At 77.9% G+C, this 12,820-nt stretch carries 11 protein-coding genes and 1 riboswitch; of the genes, 5 read left to right on the top strand and 6 right to left on the bottom strand.

Going from position 1 to position 12,820, the window contains the following annotated elements; translation table 11 throughout:
- Positions 1 to 25: 25 nt before the first annotated feature.
- The 3 genes from ABD254_RS16950 to thiM all read right to left on the bottom strand — a co-directional run bounded on the left by ABD254_RS16950 (position 26) and on the right by thiM (position 3,269).
- A complete protein-coding gene (locus ABD254_RS16950; RefSeq protein WP_344249807.1) occupies positions 26 to 1,633 on the bottom strand; it encodes a bifunctional hydroxymethylpyrimidine kinase/phosphomethylpyrimidine kinase in 1,608 nt (535 codons plus the stop codon).
- Positions 1,630 to 2,322 (bottom strand): thiamine phosphate synthase, encoded by a 693-nt coding sequence (gene thiE, locus ABD254_RS16945; RefSeq protein ID WP_344249805.1) that lies wholly within the window; start codon positions 2,320 to 2,322, stop codon positions 1,630 to 1,632. Before thiE ends, ABD254_RS16950 begins: the two co-directional genes overlap by 4 nt.
- Positions 2,319 to 3,269: a hydroxyethylthiazole kinase gene (thiM, locus tag ABD254_RS16940; protein WP_344249803.1), complete on the bottom strand. Its 951-nt coding sequence runs from the start codon at positions 3,267 to 3,269 to the stop codon at positions 2,319 to 2,321. The genes thiE and thiM overlap by 4 nt, the downstream gene beginning before the upstream one ends.
- Positions 3,260 to 3,387: riboswitch (TPP riboswitch) on the bottom strand. Its footprint overlaps the gene before it by 10 nt.
- A 138-nt stretch (positions 3,388 to 3,525) precedes the next feature.
- Between thiM and ABD254_RS16935 the strand changes: the two genes are divergently transcribed.
- The 5 genes from ABD254_RS16935 (at position 3,526) to ABD254_RS16915 (ending at position 7,550) form a co-directional block, all read left to right on the top strand.
- Positions 3,526 to 4,194, top strand: coding sequence for a hypothetical protein (locus tag ABD254_RS16935; RefSeq protein ID WP_344249801.1), 669 nt, complete (start codon positions 3,526 to 3,528; stop codon positions 4,192 to 4,194).
- Between the two features lie 81 nt (positions 4,195 to 4,275).
- A complete protein-coding gene (locus ABD254_RS16930; protein WP_344249800.1) occupies positions 4,276 to 5,034 on the top strand; it encodes a YcnI family copper-binding membrane protein in 759 nt (252 codons plus the stop codon).
- Complete coding sequence (locus ABD254_RS16925) at positions 5,031 to 5,714, top strand: copper resistance CopC family protein (RefSeq protein WP_344249799.1); 684 nt, start codon at positions 5,031 to 5,033, stop codon at positions 5,712 to 5,714. The genes ABD254_RS16930 and ABD254_RS16925 overlap by 4 nt, the downstream gene beginning before the upstream one ends.
- A 110-nt stretch (positions 5,715 to 5,824) precedes the next feature.
- On the top strand, positions 5,825 to 7,252 hold the full coding sequence (locus tag ABD254_RS16920) for a coiled-coil domain-containing protein (RefSeq protein WP_344249798.1): 1,428 nt from the start codon (positions 5,825 to 5,827) through the stop codon (positions 7,250 to 7,252).
- A gap of 25 nt (positions 7,253 to 7,277) precedes the next feature.
- Positions 7,278 to 7,550, top strand: coding sequence for an acylphosphatase (locus tag ABD254_RS16915; RefSeq protein ID WP_344249796.1), 273 nt, complete (start codon positions 7,278 to 7,280; stop codon positions 7,548 to 7,550).
- On the opposite strand, the gene ABD254_RS16910 is transcribed toward ABD254_RS16915, so the two are convergent.
- The 3 genes from ABD254_RS16910 to ABD254_RS16900 form a co-directional block, all read right to left on the bottom strand.
- A complete protein-coding gene (locus ABD254_RS16910) occupies positions 7,540 to 8,220 on the bottom strand; it encodes a class I SAM-dependent methyltransferase (protein WP_344249794.1) in 681 nt (226 codons plus the stop codon). The two genes, ABD254_RS16915 and ABD254_RS16910, sit on opposite strands and share 11 nt — an antisense overlap.
- Positions 8,221 to 8,224: 4 nt before the next feature.
- Positions 8,225 to 10,213 carry a hypothetical protein gene (locus ABD254_RS16905; protein ID WP_344249792.1) on the bottom strand — a complete coding sequence of 663 codons (1,989 nt, stop codon included), beginning with the start codon at positions 10,211 to 10,213 and terminating at the stop codon, positions 8,225 to 8,227.
- 100 nt (positions 10,214 to 10,313) lie between these two features.
- Positions 10,314 to 12,701, bottom strand: a complete 2,388-nt coding sequence (locus ABD254_RS16900) for a CHAT domain-containing protein (protein WP_344249790.1) — start codon at positions 12,699 to 12,701, stop codon at positions 10,314 to 10,316.
- Positions 12,702 to 12,820 lie beyond the last annotated feature (119 nt).

The following is a 12,820-nucleotide window of genomic DNA, read 5'->3' as shown; positions in this document are numbered from 1 at the left end:
CCGGCCACCGACACGCTTGCCCGGATCACCCGCCCGGCGGCCCCCAGGCGTGCGCCTGGTCGAAGAACGCCACCTCGTGCCGGCACGCGCGGGCGAAGGCGGCGGCCATGCGGTGCCGCTGCTCCGCGCCCGCGGCGCCGGCCACGCGCTCCAGGATCGCGACCGCCTCCCGGGTGGCCGCGGCGAACGCCTCGTCGCCGTACGTCGCCAGCCACGCGCCGTACGGGTGCGCGTCGTGCTGGCGGGCCGCGAGCCGCTCCCCGACGTCCTGGTAGATCCAGTAGCACGGCAGGACGGCGGCCACCAGCGTGGGGTAGTCGCGCCCGGCGGCGCGCAGGTGGTCGAGATAGGCGCCGGTCGTCGGGCTGACGGCCACGTCCCGCGGCTCGCCGCCCAGCCAGGTGGTGTGCAGGTCGAGCTCGGTGACCAGCGCGCCGTGCGCGCCGCCCGCCCAGAAGGCCTGCTCGGCCCGCGAGGGCGCGAGCTCGCTCGCCCGCGCCAGCGCGCGGGCGTACTCGCGCAGGTACAGCGCGTCCTGCTCCAGGTAGTACCGGAAGTGCTCGGCCGCCAGCGTCCCGTCCCCGAGCGCGCGGACGAACGGCAGCGCGTCGATCTGCGCGCGCACACCGGCGGCGTCGGCCCACCACTGGGCCACGAGCTCCGCGCCGCCCACGCCCTCGTGTGCGCCCGCGAGCATCCGCGCGACGCCTCCCGCCGCCCTCGGGCCCTCGTCGGGCGTGCGGCGCCGCGCGTCGGCCAGGTGGTCGACGGGGCCGTTGCCCTCACCGACCGCGAGCGCCGCGCCCGCACGGATGGCGGACGTCAGCCAGGCCTTGGTCTCGCGCAGCGCCGTCTCCCAGTCGCCGCGACGGGCGTACCGGGTGGCCAGGCCGCTGGACAGCGAGCACCCCGTGCCGTGGGTGGACGTCGTGACCACGCGAGGCGCGTCGACCTGCGCCAGCACGCCGTCCGGCCCGACGAGCGCGTCGGGCGCGACGTCCCCGTCGAGGTGCCCGCCCTTGGCGACGACGAGCACGTCGTGCCGGCGCGCCAGGCGGCGCGCCTGGGCGAGCGCCGCTGGCCAGTCGCCCGCGACCTCCTCGCCCAGCAGGACGGCGAGCTCGGGCAGGTTCGGCGTCACGACGTCGGCGCGACCGAGCAGGTCGGTCACGGCCCGCTCGCCGCCCGCGTCGAGCAGCCGGTCGCCGCTGGTGGCGACCATCACGGGGTCGAGCACGACGGCCGGGCGCACGCGCGTGGCACCCCGCGGCAGGGAGTCGAGCCAGTCGGCGACGACGGCCACGACGTCGCGCGAGCCGAGCATCCCGATCTTCACCGCGTCGATCGTCACGTCGTCGGTCACGGCGGCGAGCTGGTCGACGAGGAACGCGGGCGGCGGCACGTGCACGCCGCGCACGCCCCGCGTGTTCTGCGCCGTGAGGGCCGTGACCGCCGTCATCCCGTACCCGTCGGCCGCGGCGATCGACTTCAGGTCCGCCTGGATCCCGGCGCCGCCCGACGGGTCGGAGCCCGCGACCGCGAGCACGCGCGGCACCGTCCGCCCGGGCGCGACGGCTCCCCCGCCGGCTGCGGTCGCGCCGCGGGTCGTCGCGTCCGTCGCCGCGGCGCTCATCGGGCCGCCTCCCACGCGCCCGCGAGGTCGGCCGCGGCCGCGGCCGGGTCGGACGCCGCGCAGACGGCGGACACCACGGCAGCACCGGCCGCGCCCGCCCGCCGCAACGGACCCACCAGGTCGGCCGTGACGCCGCCGATCGCCACGCACGGCAGCGTCGTCGCCCCGGCGACGGCCGCGAAGCCGTCGACGCCGAGGGGTGCCGGGTGGTCGGGCTTCGTCGTCGTGGGCCGGACGGCGCCGACGCCCAGGTAGTCGACGGTGCCCGCCGGCAGCGCGTGCGCTGCCGCCAGCTCGGCGGCCGTGCTCGCCGACAGCCCCACGACGGTGCGGGTGCCGTCCGGGTTCACCGGCCCGACCAGCTGCCGCACGGCCGCGGCGGGCAGGTCCCGCTGCCCGACGTGCACCCCCTGCACCGGCGCGCCGGCGGCCCGCGCCGCGAGGAAGACGTCCACCCGGTCGTCCACCAGGACGGTCGCGCGGCCGGCCACCGCGCGCGCGACGGCGTCGACGAGGGCGAGCAGGTCCCGGCCCGAGGCCGCCTTGTCCCGCACCTGGACGGTCGTGACGCCGCCCGCGAGCGCCGCCAGCACGACGTCGGCCACGCCGCGGTCGCCGCACAGCGCGGTGTCCGTGACGAGGTAGGTGCGCAGGTCGAGGCCGAACTGGCTCGGCGCCGGGGCGCTCATCGGGCGTCCTCCGCCTCGAGCGCGGGGACGACAACGGCGCCCGCGCTCACGCGCGCCCGGTGGCGCACGTCCTCGCCGCGCAGCCGGTCGAGCTCGTCGAGCAGCGCGACGGCGAAGCTGCCGGGGCCGCGGGCGGCGCGGGCGGCCCGCTCCGCGGCGAGCGTGTAGGCGACCGTCGCGGCGAGCGCCGCCTGCGCCGGCGTCCGCCCCGTGCGGCGCGCCACCCCGGCGAAGGCCGCCATGACCGCGCCGAGCGCGCACCCGCCGCCGGTCATCCGGGTGAGGAGCGGGTGCCCGGTGTGCACCCGCACGACGCGGTCGCCGTCCGTCACGACGTCCACCGGCCCGCTCACCGCCACGACGCTCCCGGCGTCGGCGGCGAGTCGGCGAGCGGCGGGCAGGGCCGCCTCGGGGGTGTCGGTCGTGTCCACGCCGCGTCCGCCCGCGCCCGCGCCCGCCAGGGCGAGGACCTCGCTCGCGTTGCCGCGCACCACCGTCGGCCGGTGCGCCAGCAGGGCGTGGGCGAGCTGGGTGCGCACGGGCAGGGACCCGACGGCGACCGGGTCCAGGACCCACGGGGTCCCCGCCTCCCGGGCGGCGGTCGCGGCCTCGAGCGCGGCCGCCCGCTGCTCCGCGTGCGGGGTGCCGAGGTTGACCAGCAGCCCGTCGGCGACGCGGGCGAACGGGCCCGCCTCCCCCGGCACGTCGCACATGGCCGGGGAGGCCCCCAGCGCGAGGAGCACGTTCGCGGTGACGTTCGTGACGACGGAGTTGGTGACGACCTGGACCAGCGGCGCCTGGGCGCGCAGGTCGTCCAGGAGGTCGGCCGACGCGCTCACCAGCGCGGCCGTGTCCAGGGCGTCGTCCGGGGCGTCGTCCGGGGCGTTCTCCGGCAGGTTCGGTCGGGTGGCTGGTGCGGCGTCGTCGCCGTGCAAGGGCACGTTCATGCCGACATCCCTTCGCTAGTGCGAGCTAGATCAGGTTCGACGGGTGTGTTCTCAGCACCGCGGCGACGCCGCGACCGCTCGGTCGCGACGGCGACGGGATGCACCCCGTGTCGTTCGCCGCCACCGTAGCGCGGGCCGTGCGCCCCTGGCGCGGCCCGTCTCACGACTGGGGGTGTGACGTGCCGCACGGGGGCCGGGCGCCGGCGGTCGGGATCCGGCGACCGGCCGCGAGGGTCGTCGCCGGTAGGGTGAGCGCGTGCCTGTGGTCGTCCGTCGTGTGCGCGAGCTGCTCGTGGCCAGCACGACGCTGAGCATCGCGGCCGCCGCGCACCTGTTCGGGGGCGGCTCGCTGCCCGGTTCCGTGGCGGGCTGGGTGGTCACGGTGGCGCTCACCCTCCCGGTCGCCGTCTGGACGGCCCGACGGCGGCTCACGCTGCCGCGGCTGCTCCCGGCGATGGCGGTGCTGCAGGTCGTGCAGCACACCGCCCTGTCGTTCATGGCCACGGCCGGCGCGTCGGCGGCCTCCTCGACCGGGCCCGGCACGGGGTCGGCCGCGGCTGCCGGCCCGGCGGCGCACGCGGGTCAACCGGCTCCGACGCCGGGGTCGCTGGCGTTCCCGACGGGCCTCGACCCCACGCACCTCCACCACGGGGACGACCCGCGCGCGGGTGCCCTGATGCTCGCCGCCCACGCGGTCGCCGTCCTGGTCACCGCGCTGCTGCTGGCGGCGGGCGACCGCGCGGCCGGGAGCCTGCTCGTCTGGCTCGGCGCCGTCGTCCTGCTCGTCGCGGGCGCGCTCGCCGCGCCCGTCGGCCCCGGGCGCCCGCGCCGGCCCGCCCGCGGCACCTCCTGGGTCCCCCGCACGTGGCTGGGCCTCGCCGGGCTGCGGCTGCGCGGCCCCCCGCGCGTCGCCGCACCGGCCTGACCCCTCCTGGCGCACCGCACGGTCGCCGGGACCGGCAGGCCCCGTCAGCGACCCACTGCACCTCGTCCCAGGAGAATCGTCATGCCGTCCTTCCGTACCGTCTCTCGTCGTGCCGTCACGCGCGGCGGTGTCCTCGGCGCCGCCGCCCTCGCGGCCGTCGTCCTGTCCGCCGGCGTCGCGTCCGCGCACGTCACCGTGACCCCCGGCGAGGCCGCCGCCGGCAGCTACGCCACCCTGACCTTCAAGGTCCCGAACGAGTCCGCCACCGCCGCGACCACCGAGGTCGCGGTCGACCTGCCCACCGACACCCCGTTCACCAGCGTCTCCGTCGAGCCCGTCCCCGGCTGGACCGCGACGGTCACCGAGGCCCCCCTGCCGGAGCCCGTCGAGGTGCACGGCACCGAGGTGACCGAGGCCCCCAGCCGGGTGGTGTGGACCGCGGACGACGACGCGGCCGCCATCGACCCCGGCGAGTTCCTGCGCTTCACGATCTCCGCCGGCGCCGTGCCCGAGGGCGTCGGCGAGCTCCTGCTCCCCGCGACGCAGACCTACTCCGACGGCGAGGTCGTCGCCTGGGACGAGCCGGCCGCCGAGGACGGCTCCGAGCCGGAGCACCCCGCCCCGGTCCTGACCGTCACGCCGGCCGAGGGCGACGCGCACGGCGCGGGCTCGAACGGCGCCGACGCGGCGTCCGGCTCCGAGGGCTCGACGACGGCCGCCTCCGGCGGCTCCTCCGACACGGTCGCGCTCACGCTGGGCGCCGTCGGCCTGGGCCTCGGCCTGGTCGGCGCGGTCACCGGCGTCGTCGCCCTGTCGCGCACGCGCCGGGCCCACCGATGACGGGCGCCACCGCGCGCCGTGGCCGCCCCCCGGCGATCACGCGCGTCCTCGCCGCCGCCGGGGCGACGCTCCTGGCGACCGGGGCGGCCACGCTGGTCGCCGTGTCGCTCGGGGCGGCCCCCGCGTCCGCGCACAACGTCGTCGTCGGCACCTCGCCGGGCGTCGGGTCCACGGTCACGCAGGCGCCCGCGGAGGTGTCCGTCACCTTCGACGACGTCGTGCTCGAGCTGGGTGCGGACTCCTCGAGCACCGTCGTGCAGGTGACCGACGCCCGCGGCGACGATCACGCGACGGGCTGCCCGGCCGCGCAGGACCGCACGGTCGCGGTGCCGGTGTCGATCGACGAGCCCGGCGAGTACACCGTCACCTGGCGCATCGTGTCGGCCGACGGGCACCCCACCAGCGGGGAGTTCGCGTTCACCTACGCCCAGGCGGGCGCGGGGAGCGACGACGCCGGCACCGACGACGGCGCGGCGAGCGCCGCGCCCGCACCGGTGTCGTGCGGCGGGTCGGCGGGCACGCAGGCCGCCGACTCGGACGACGCCGCCGCTGCTGCGCCGTCCGCGTCCGCCGGTGGCTCCAGCGACCTGCTGGTCGCGCTCGGCATCGCGGGCGGCGTCGTCGTGCTCGGCGGCGCGGGCGTGCTCGTGGCGCTGCGCGCGAGCCGCCGGCGCGGCTGAGGCCGCGGCCGGGTCCGGGCGTCCCGCGCGGCGCCCGGACCCGGTGCCGGCCGGGGCGGGCGTCCGGGCCCGGCACCGGCACCGGCGGACGGCCCCGTACGATGCGGTCCATGGACGCGGGGCAAATCGTCGGGATCGTGACAGGGGTGGTGATCGCGGCGGTGGCCGCGATCGCGGTGGTGGCGGTCTGGCTCCGCCGGCGCCGCACGGCGCGTGAGCGGGCGGTGAGCGACGAGCTCGAGCGGCTCGGCACCGCGGCCGGGTCGGCCCTCGTGCGCGCGGACGAGCGGGCCCGGCTGGCCGAGGACGAGCTGTCCTTCGCCGTCGCGGAGCTGGGCGAGCGGGACACCGCGGACCTGGCGCCGCTGCTGCGGCGGGCGCGCGAGCGCCTCGGCGAGGCGTTCCACCTGCACCAGCTACTGCACGACCACGTGCCCGACACCGAGGAACAGCGCCGGGAGTGGTTCTCCCGGGTCGTCGACCTCTGCCGGTCCGCCGACGGCCTGCTCGACGAGCTCGACTCCGGGCTGTCCGCGCGTCGCACCACGGTGCGCGCGACGCCGGAGGTCCTCGAGCGCGTCGACGGCGAGGTCACGAAGGTGCGGGCGCGGATCGCCGACGCGCACGACGACGTCGCGCGGCTGCGGGCGTCGTACAGCGACAACGCGCTGCGGCCGGTGGCCGACAACCCCGAGCAGGCCGAGCGGCTGCTCGAGTTCGCGTCGCGGAGCACCGCGGCGGCGCGACGGCGGCTGGCCGCCCAGCAGACCGGCGAGGCAGGGGCCGCGGCGCGCGCCGCCGAGGAGTCGGTCCGCCGGGCCGAGGGGCTGCTCGTCGCGGTCGCGGACTTCGAGTCCGAGGCGCTGCGCGCCGAGGCCGCGCTCGGGGCGATGGTCGCCGAGTCGCGGACCGAGCTCGCCCAGGCGCGGGCCCTGCCCGCGCCCCAGCGCGCCGGGCGGGTCGACACGGCGATCGCCGCGCTCGAGGACTCGCTCGCCGCACTGCCGGCGCCGGGCGCGCCGGCCGACCCTGTGGCGTCCCTGTCCCGCGTCCGCGAGGCCAACACCGCGCTCGACGACGCCGTGGCGGACCAGGTCGAGCGGGACCAGCGGCAGCGCCGCATGTCGGCCCAGCTCGCCCCCGCCCTGGACGACGCCGAGCGGCAGGTCGCCGCCGCACGCGCCGTCGTCGACGACTACCGCGCGCCCGTCGGTCCCGACGCCCGCACCCGCCTGGCGGAGGCGGAGCGGGAGCTCACCGCGGCCCGCGCCGAGCACGACCCGGAGCGCGCCGTCGCGGCGGCCCGGCGCGCCGCGGCTCTCGCCGCCGAGGCCGCGACGCTCGCCCACCGCGACATCGCCCGCGGCGGGCACGGCCAGCGCTGGGACGGCGGCTGGAACGGGCCGCGCCAGGGCGGCGGCTACGGGGGCGGCTACGGCGGCCGGCGCGGCTCCGGCTCGGACGTGTTCGGGGCGGTGCTGGGCGGCATGGTGCTCGGCGGGATCCTCGACGACCTCGGCGACCTGGGCGACTTCTGACGGCCGGCGTGGCTAGCCTGGCGGGATGACCGTCCGGGTGCGTGCCGTCGTGACCGGCCGCGTGCAGGGCGTCGGGTTCCGCTGGGCGGCCGCACGGGCCGCGGCGGCGCGCGGCGTGACCGGGCTGGTGCGCAACCTGCCCGACGGCCGCGTCGAGGCCGAGGTCGAGGGCGAGCGGGCCGACGTCGACGCGATGCTGAACTTCCTGCGCACCGGGCCGCCCGGGGCGCAGGTCGCGGGCGTCGACGTCGAGCACCTCCCGCCGGTCGGGGGCGCCGGGTTCGAGATCACGGGCTGACCGTCGCGGCCAGCCACTCGATGACGCCCGCGCGGGTGCGCTCGTGCCGCTCGACGACGAGCGGCCGCTCCTGCACCCAGGCCATGGGCCGGCGACGGAAGTGCTCGCCCGCCCACGGCACGCTCACGAGGTCGGCGGCGGCCTGCAGCGCCCGCAGCGGCCAGGACGTCGAGCCCACGTGGTCCGCGAGCAGCAGCCGCCCGCCCGGGCGCAGCACCCGCACCATCTCCGCGAGCGCCGCACGGTGGTCGGCGATACCGCACAGCGAGAACGTGCACACGACGGTGTCGAACGACCCGTCCGGGGTCTCGAGCGCCTGCGCGTCGCCGAGTCGCAGGTCGACGTCGAGCCCCAGCCGGCCGGCCCGCTCCCGGGCGACCTCGAGCATCCCGGGGCTCCACTCGACGCCGGTCAGGCGGCCGCCCGCACCTCCGGCCGGGCGGGCCCCGACGACGTCCGCCGGGTAGTGGGGCAGGTTCAGGCCGGTGCCGATGGCGACCTCGAGCACGTCGCCGCGCGCCAGGGCGCACAGCCGGCGGCGGACGTCGGGGAACATGCGGCGCTCCGCGGCCGCGAACGCGCGGTCGTAGCCCGACGCCTCGCGGTCCCAGCGCCGGCGCAGCCGCGCCGCGCGGGCGTCACCGCCCCCTCGTCCCGCGCCGCCGGTCACCCGCTCAGGGTGGCACAGCCCGCGCGCCCCGTCGCCGCCGGGCGACGGCCACTCCGCCGACCGCGCCGCCCAGCACCACGAGGACGGCCAGGACCAGGCCGATCCCCGTCCACGTGGCCCAGCCCGCACGGGCCTGCACGCCGTCGGCCCCGGCTTCCGCGGCCCCGAGGTCGCCGGCGTCGAGCGCCGCGCTCGCCCGCTGGGCCGCGGGGTCCAGCGCCAGCACGGCGGCGCCCAGCGCGGAGACGAGGTCGCGCTCGGCGCCGGCCGCGGTCGTCGCCTCGCCGACCGCGGTGACGGCGCGCACGGCCTGCGGCAGCGTCGCACCGAGGGCCGCGTAGGCGTCGGCGTCGTTCGCGTCCTCGTAGGCGGCGCGGACGACGGCGGGGACGCGGACCCCGGCGTCCCGCGCCGCGTCCTGGACCTCGCCGGCGAGCGCGGGTGCGTCGCGCAGCGCCGAGGTGATCCGCGCGGCGTCGTCGAACGACCACTCCGTCATCTCCGCGCGCAGGCCGAGCGGCGGGCGCCAGGCGCCGTCCGCCTCGTCGAGGGCGGCGTAGTCGGCGCGCGCGGCAGCCCGCGCCCGCAGCTCGCCGCGCTGGCGGCCGTCGAGCACCCACGTGCGGTAGACCTTCGCGGCGCCCGTGACGCCGCCGCGGACCTCCACGAGGTCGAGGAAGCGACGCCACTGGGTGCGCGCGCGGTGGTGCCCGGTGTCCCCCGGCGCCTCGTACGCGCTCTCCCCCGCATACGCGGCGGCCACCACGCGGGTGAACGTCTCGTCGTCGAGGCCGCGCAGGAGCCGCCCGACGGCGGCGGACGACGCGGCGTACGCGTACTGCTCGACCTCGGCCGACGTCTCGGCCTCCGCCCAGGCCGTCAGGGGCAGCGCGGCGGCCGAGTCCCGGTCGGGCACCGGTCGCGGCGCACTGCCCTCCGCCCCGACGTCGTCGGCCACGCGGTGCGCGACCACCTCGGCGAGGCCCTCGTAGAGCCACCGCCCGGCGATCTCGTCCGGGTTGAACCAGGCGTGGGACAGCTCGTGGAACAGCAGCGCGGCGTCCAGGTCCTCGGGGACGACGATCTCGTCGGAGCCCGCGTCGAACCAGGCGTACCCCCTGGCCTGCGGCGAGACGTCCTCCCGGACCATGTCCAGCCCGCCGGGCCACTCGTGCCCGACGACGTCCTCCAGCGCCGGCACCCCGCGGCCCACCCCCCGCTCGGCGAAGCGCAGCCACCGCTCGTCGCCGGGGAAGCCCTGCAGCGTGAGGGTCGCGCCGCCCGCGGTGACCCGCCGCTCGTCGACCTGCCGCGGGTCCCGCGCGGAGACGACGGCCCATACGCCCTGCGCGTCGACGCCCTGGGTCGCACGGTAGGTCGTGGTCCGGCCGTGGCGCTCGGACGTGAAGCCGTCGAGCGTGGCGTCGAACGTCATGGCCGACGGCAGCACCACCTCGACCGAGACCTGGCCCGGGTCGCCGGACGCCTGCACCGTGAACGTCGCGTACCCCCGCCCGACCCGGGTGTCGTCCTCCGAGCGCACCGGCTCGCCCGGGACGAGGAAGCTCCACTCGATCGTGCGTGTGCTCCCGTAGTACAGGGAGGGGAAGGACGCCACGGCCACGGCCGTGCTCGGGTCCTCGGTGCCGCGCACCTGGACGGGCAGCGCGGTGCCGGCGCTCGTCGCGCGCACGTCGGTCGCGCCCGCGGGCAGGGGGATGCCGTAGCGGTCGTAGTAGTACAGGAGGTTGCCCTGGGCCGGGGTGGCGTTGCGGATCGTCGTCGTGACGACCGCGCGCACCTCGCCCGCGCTCGCGCGCAGCTCGTACCGGCTGCGGGTGGTCTCGTCGAGGCCCTCGTCGGCCGCTGCGGAGGGTGCGCCCACCACCGGGACGACGGCGAGCCCGGCGGCCAGGCTGGCCGCGAGCGCCGCCGTGGTCACCAGCCGCCGGACGGCGCGGACGCGAGGCGGGCGGTCGGTCGGTGCGTGCACGGTGCGTCGTCGTCCCCTCGTGGTGTCTCGGCGGTCGGCGGCGGGGCCGCCGCGTCGAGCCGGCGTCACTGTACCGACCCGCCGGCCGCGGGCACGGCCCTCAGGGCAGGTGCACGATCCTCGCGATGAACTCTCCCGAGTTGTCGACCGGGTTCTCGTCGTTCGGGCCCAGCTCGAGCACGCCGTCGGCGGGGCACGTGCGGACCGCCGAGCTGCCGACGGCGAACGCCTCGCCGCCGTCGACCCGGCCGACCAGGGCGCGGCGCGGCTCCCCCGGGACGTCGGGGCCCGACGACGTCTCGCCGTCGACGGCGGCCTCGCCGTCCGCGCCCGCGACGGTCTGGATGCGACCGTCGTGGTGCACCTCGCCGGTCGCGCTCACCTGGAACGTGTCGCCCGCCCGGCACGTGAAACCGGTGTCGGTCCACTCGGCGTCGGCCGGGACCGTGGCGACGACCCTGCCGAGGTCGTCCGCGTCCAGGGCGTCCAGCGACACGACGTCGGCCTGGAACGACCCGGTGTTCTGCACGTAGCCCTCGTCGTTCACCCCGAGGCGCAGCGTCCCGTCGGCGGGGCAGGCGAACGTCCGCTCCTCCCCGACGAAGAACGGCTCGCCGTCGCCCACCCGCCCGATGAGTGCCGCGTGGGGTGCGCCCGCCACGACGTTCGTCGGGAGGAACTCCGCCGGCATCCCGGCCGGGCCGGCGACGCGGTCCTCACCCGCCCCGTGCTGCACCACCCCCTGGGCGCTGATGCTCAGCACGCGCCCGGTGGTGCACGACACCGGGGTGTCCGTCCAGAGCGCGTCGCCCGCCACCGACACCTGCAGCGAGATCGGCGCAGGGTTGATATCCATCGTCCCGGAGTTGGTTGAGGTGGTGCCCTGCATGTTCGGCAGCTGCAGCACGACCGTGACCACGGCGCCGACGCCGAGCGCGCCGCCGACGACGACCGCTTGTCGTCGCCACCACGGGCGTGCGTGCCCGTCGCCCGACCGGTCCGCGGGCGCGCCGTCGTCCGGCCCGTCGGCGTCGGGATCGACGGCAGGATCGGCGGCGTCGGCGAGACCGGCCGCGGCGCCGTCGTCGACGGGCGCACCGACGGGTTCGTCGACAGGGTCGTCGACCTGCTCGACAGCGGGCTCCTCGACGTGCTCCTCGACCGGCTCGACGACCGGCTCGACGACCGGCTCGACGACCGGCTCGACGACCGGCTCGACAGGTTCGTCGACCGGGACGTCGACAGGTTCGTCGACCGGGACGTCGACAGGTTCGTCGACCGGGACGTCGACGGGAGCGTCGACGCCGGCCGGGTACGGGCTCTCCGTCCCGGTCCGGCGTTCCGAAGGCACGACCGCCGGGCGGCCGACACGCTCCGGCCGTTCGCCTCCGGGGTCGACGATGAGGCCGTCCGCCGACCGCAGGTAGAGGACGGGTGTGCCCCACTCGACGGGGTTCGGGGCGATCTTGACGGCGAGCCGGGCGCTGACCATCGCGGCGTCCAGCGGGTGGCCACGGACGATCGCCCGGTACAGCCCGCGCGTGAAGTCGATCGCCGCCCGGTCGGTGATCTCCGCCTGCATCGCGATCACGGCCGGGATGCCGCGGTGCACGAGGCGCCGCGCCGCGCCGCCCCGCGGGTCCTCGCGAGCGCCCTGCGCGCCGTTGCACGCGTTGAGCACCACGAGCCGGATCGACTCGTGGTTCACCAGCAGGTCGCCGAGGTCGCGGCCGCCCGACACGAGCCGCGGCATGCCGCCCACAGCGCCCATGACGAGGTAGCCCTCGTCGTCCTCGGGGTCGTACTCGCCGTGGCCGATGAAGTGGAACACGTGGTGCTCGCCGTCCTCGAGCCGGTCCTGCAGGTCCTCGAGGGTGCCGCCCTCGACGATCTCGACGGCCACTCGGCCCTCGTCCTGGAGCGGCCCGAGGGCGCGCCGGATCTGCTCGATCTCGTTCTCCACGTCGAGCTGCGGGTAACCGTGCGGGCTGCATGCCATGACGAGGACGCGCAGCGGCGGCGTCACGACGACCCGCGGGGGCTCGTGCGGGACGTCGAGGTAGCGGACGACCGGGGTCCGCGACTGGAGGCAGAGGAACTCCATGCGGTCCGAGTCGTAGAGGAACTCCCACGGGAGCTCGGCGAGCTCGGGGGCTTCGTCCAGGTGCAGCCGCAGCCGCAGCCCGTGGCCCTCGCCGCGGGCCCGCTCGAGGCTGCGGCCGAGCAGCCGGCGCACGTCCGGGCCGAACACGCCGTCGAACAGGCGGCGCCCGAAGTCCTCCACCGCGGTCACCTCGGCCGCGCGGTGGCCGCGCGCCGGCCGGCCGATCCGGGCGAAGAACGTGTCGAGCTCCTTGGCGGTGAACGGCAGAACGACGCCGGTGGCGGAGGTCTCCCCTGCCGGCCCCCGGGCGCGGGCGCGGTACGCGCCGTCCGTCTCCTGCTCGATCGACAGGTCGAAGTCGTCGTACGTCCGCGCACTGGCCATGTCGCCGGTCCTCACCGTCCGGGCCGGCAGGTCGACCCGTGGGCCTCCGGCCGGGCCGACCCGCCGCCGTCGAGCAGGAGCTCCACCGCCTGCCCCATCGCCGTCCCCCGTCCGCATCG

The organism is Isoptericola hypogeus, assembly GCF_039531145.1.
GTDB classification, from domain to species: Bacteria; Actinomycetota; Actinomycetes; order Actinomycetales; family Cellulomonadaceae; genus Isoptericola; species Isoptericola hypogeus.
Note: the sequence above shows the minus strand (reverse complement) of the source record. Positions and strands in the feature narration are given on the sequence as shown.

What these genes read in the sequence shown, in the direction of transcription:
- ABD254_RS16950 (WP_344249807.1), bottom strand. Translation starts at nt 1,633, where the DNA reads ATGAGCGCCGCGGCGACGGACGCGACGACCCGCGGCGCGACCGCAGCC.
- thiE (WP_344249805.1), bottom strand. Translation starts at nt 2,322, where the DNA reads ATGAGCGCCCCGGCGCCGAGCCAGTTCGGCCTCGACCTGCGCACCTAC.
- thiM (WP_344249803.1), bottom strand. Translation starts at nt 3,269, where the DNA reads ATGAACGTGCCCTTGCACGGCGACGACGCCGCACCAGCCACCCGACCG.
- ABD254_RS16930 (WP_344249800.1), top strand. Translation starts at nt 4,276, where the DNA reads ATGCCGTCCTTCCGTACCGTCTCTCGTCGTGCCGTCACGCGCGGCGGT.
- ABD254_RS16925 (WP_344249799.1), top strand. Translation starts at nt 5,031, where the DNA reads ATGACGGGCGCCACCGCGCGCCGTGGCCGCCCCCCGGCGATCACGCGC.
- ABD254_RS16920 (WP_344249798.1), top strand. Translation starts at nt 5,825, where the DNA reads ATGGACGCGGGGCAAATCGTCGGGATCGTGACAGGGGTGGTGATCGCG.
- ABD254_RS16915 (WP_344249796.1), top strand. Translation starts at nt 7,278, where the DNA reads ATGACCGTCCGGGTGCGTGCCGTCGTGACCGGCCGCGTGCAGGGCGTC.
- ABD254_RS16900 (WP_344249790.1), bottom strand. Translation starts at nt 12,701, where the DNA reads ATGGCCAGTGCGCGGACGTACGACGACTTCGACCTGTCGATCGAGCAG.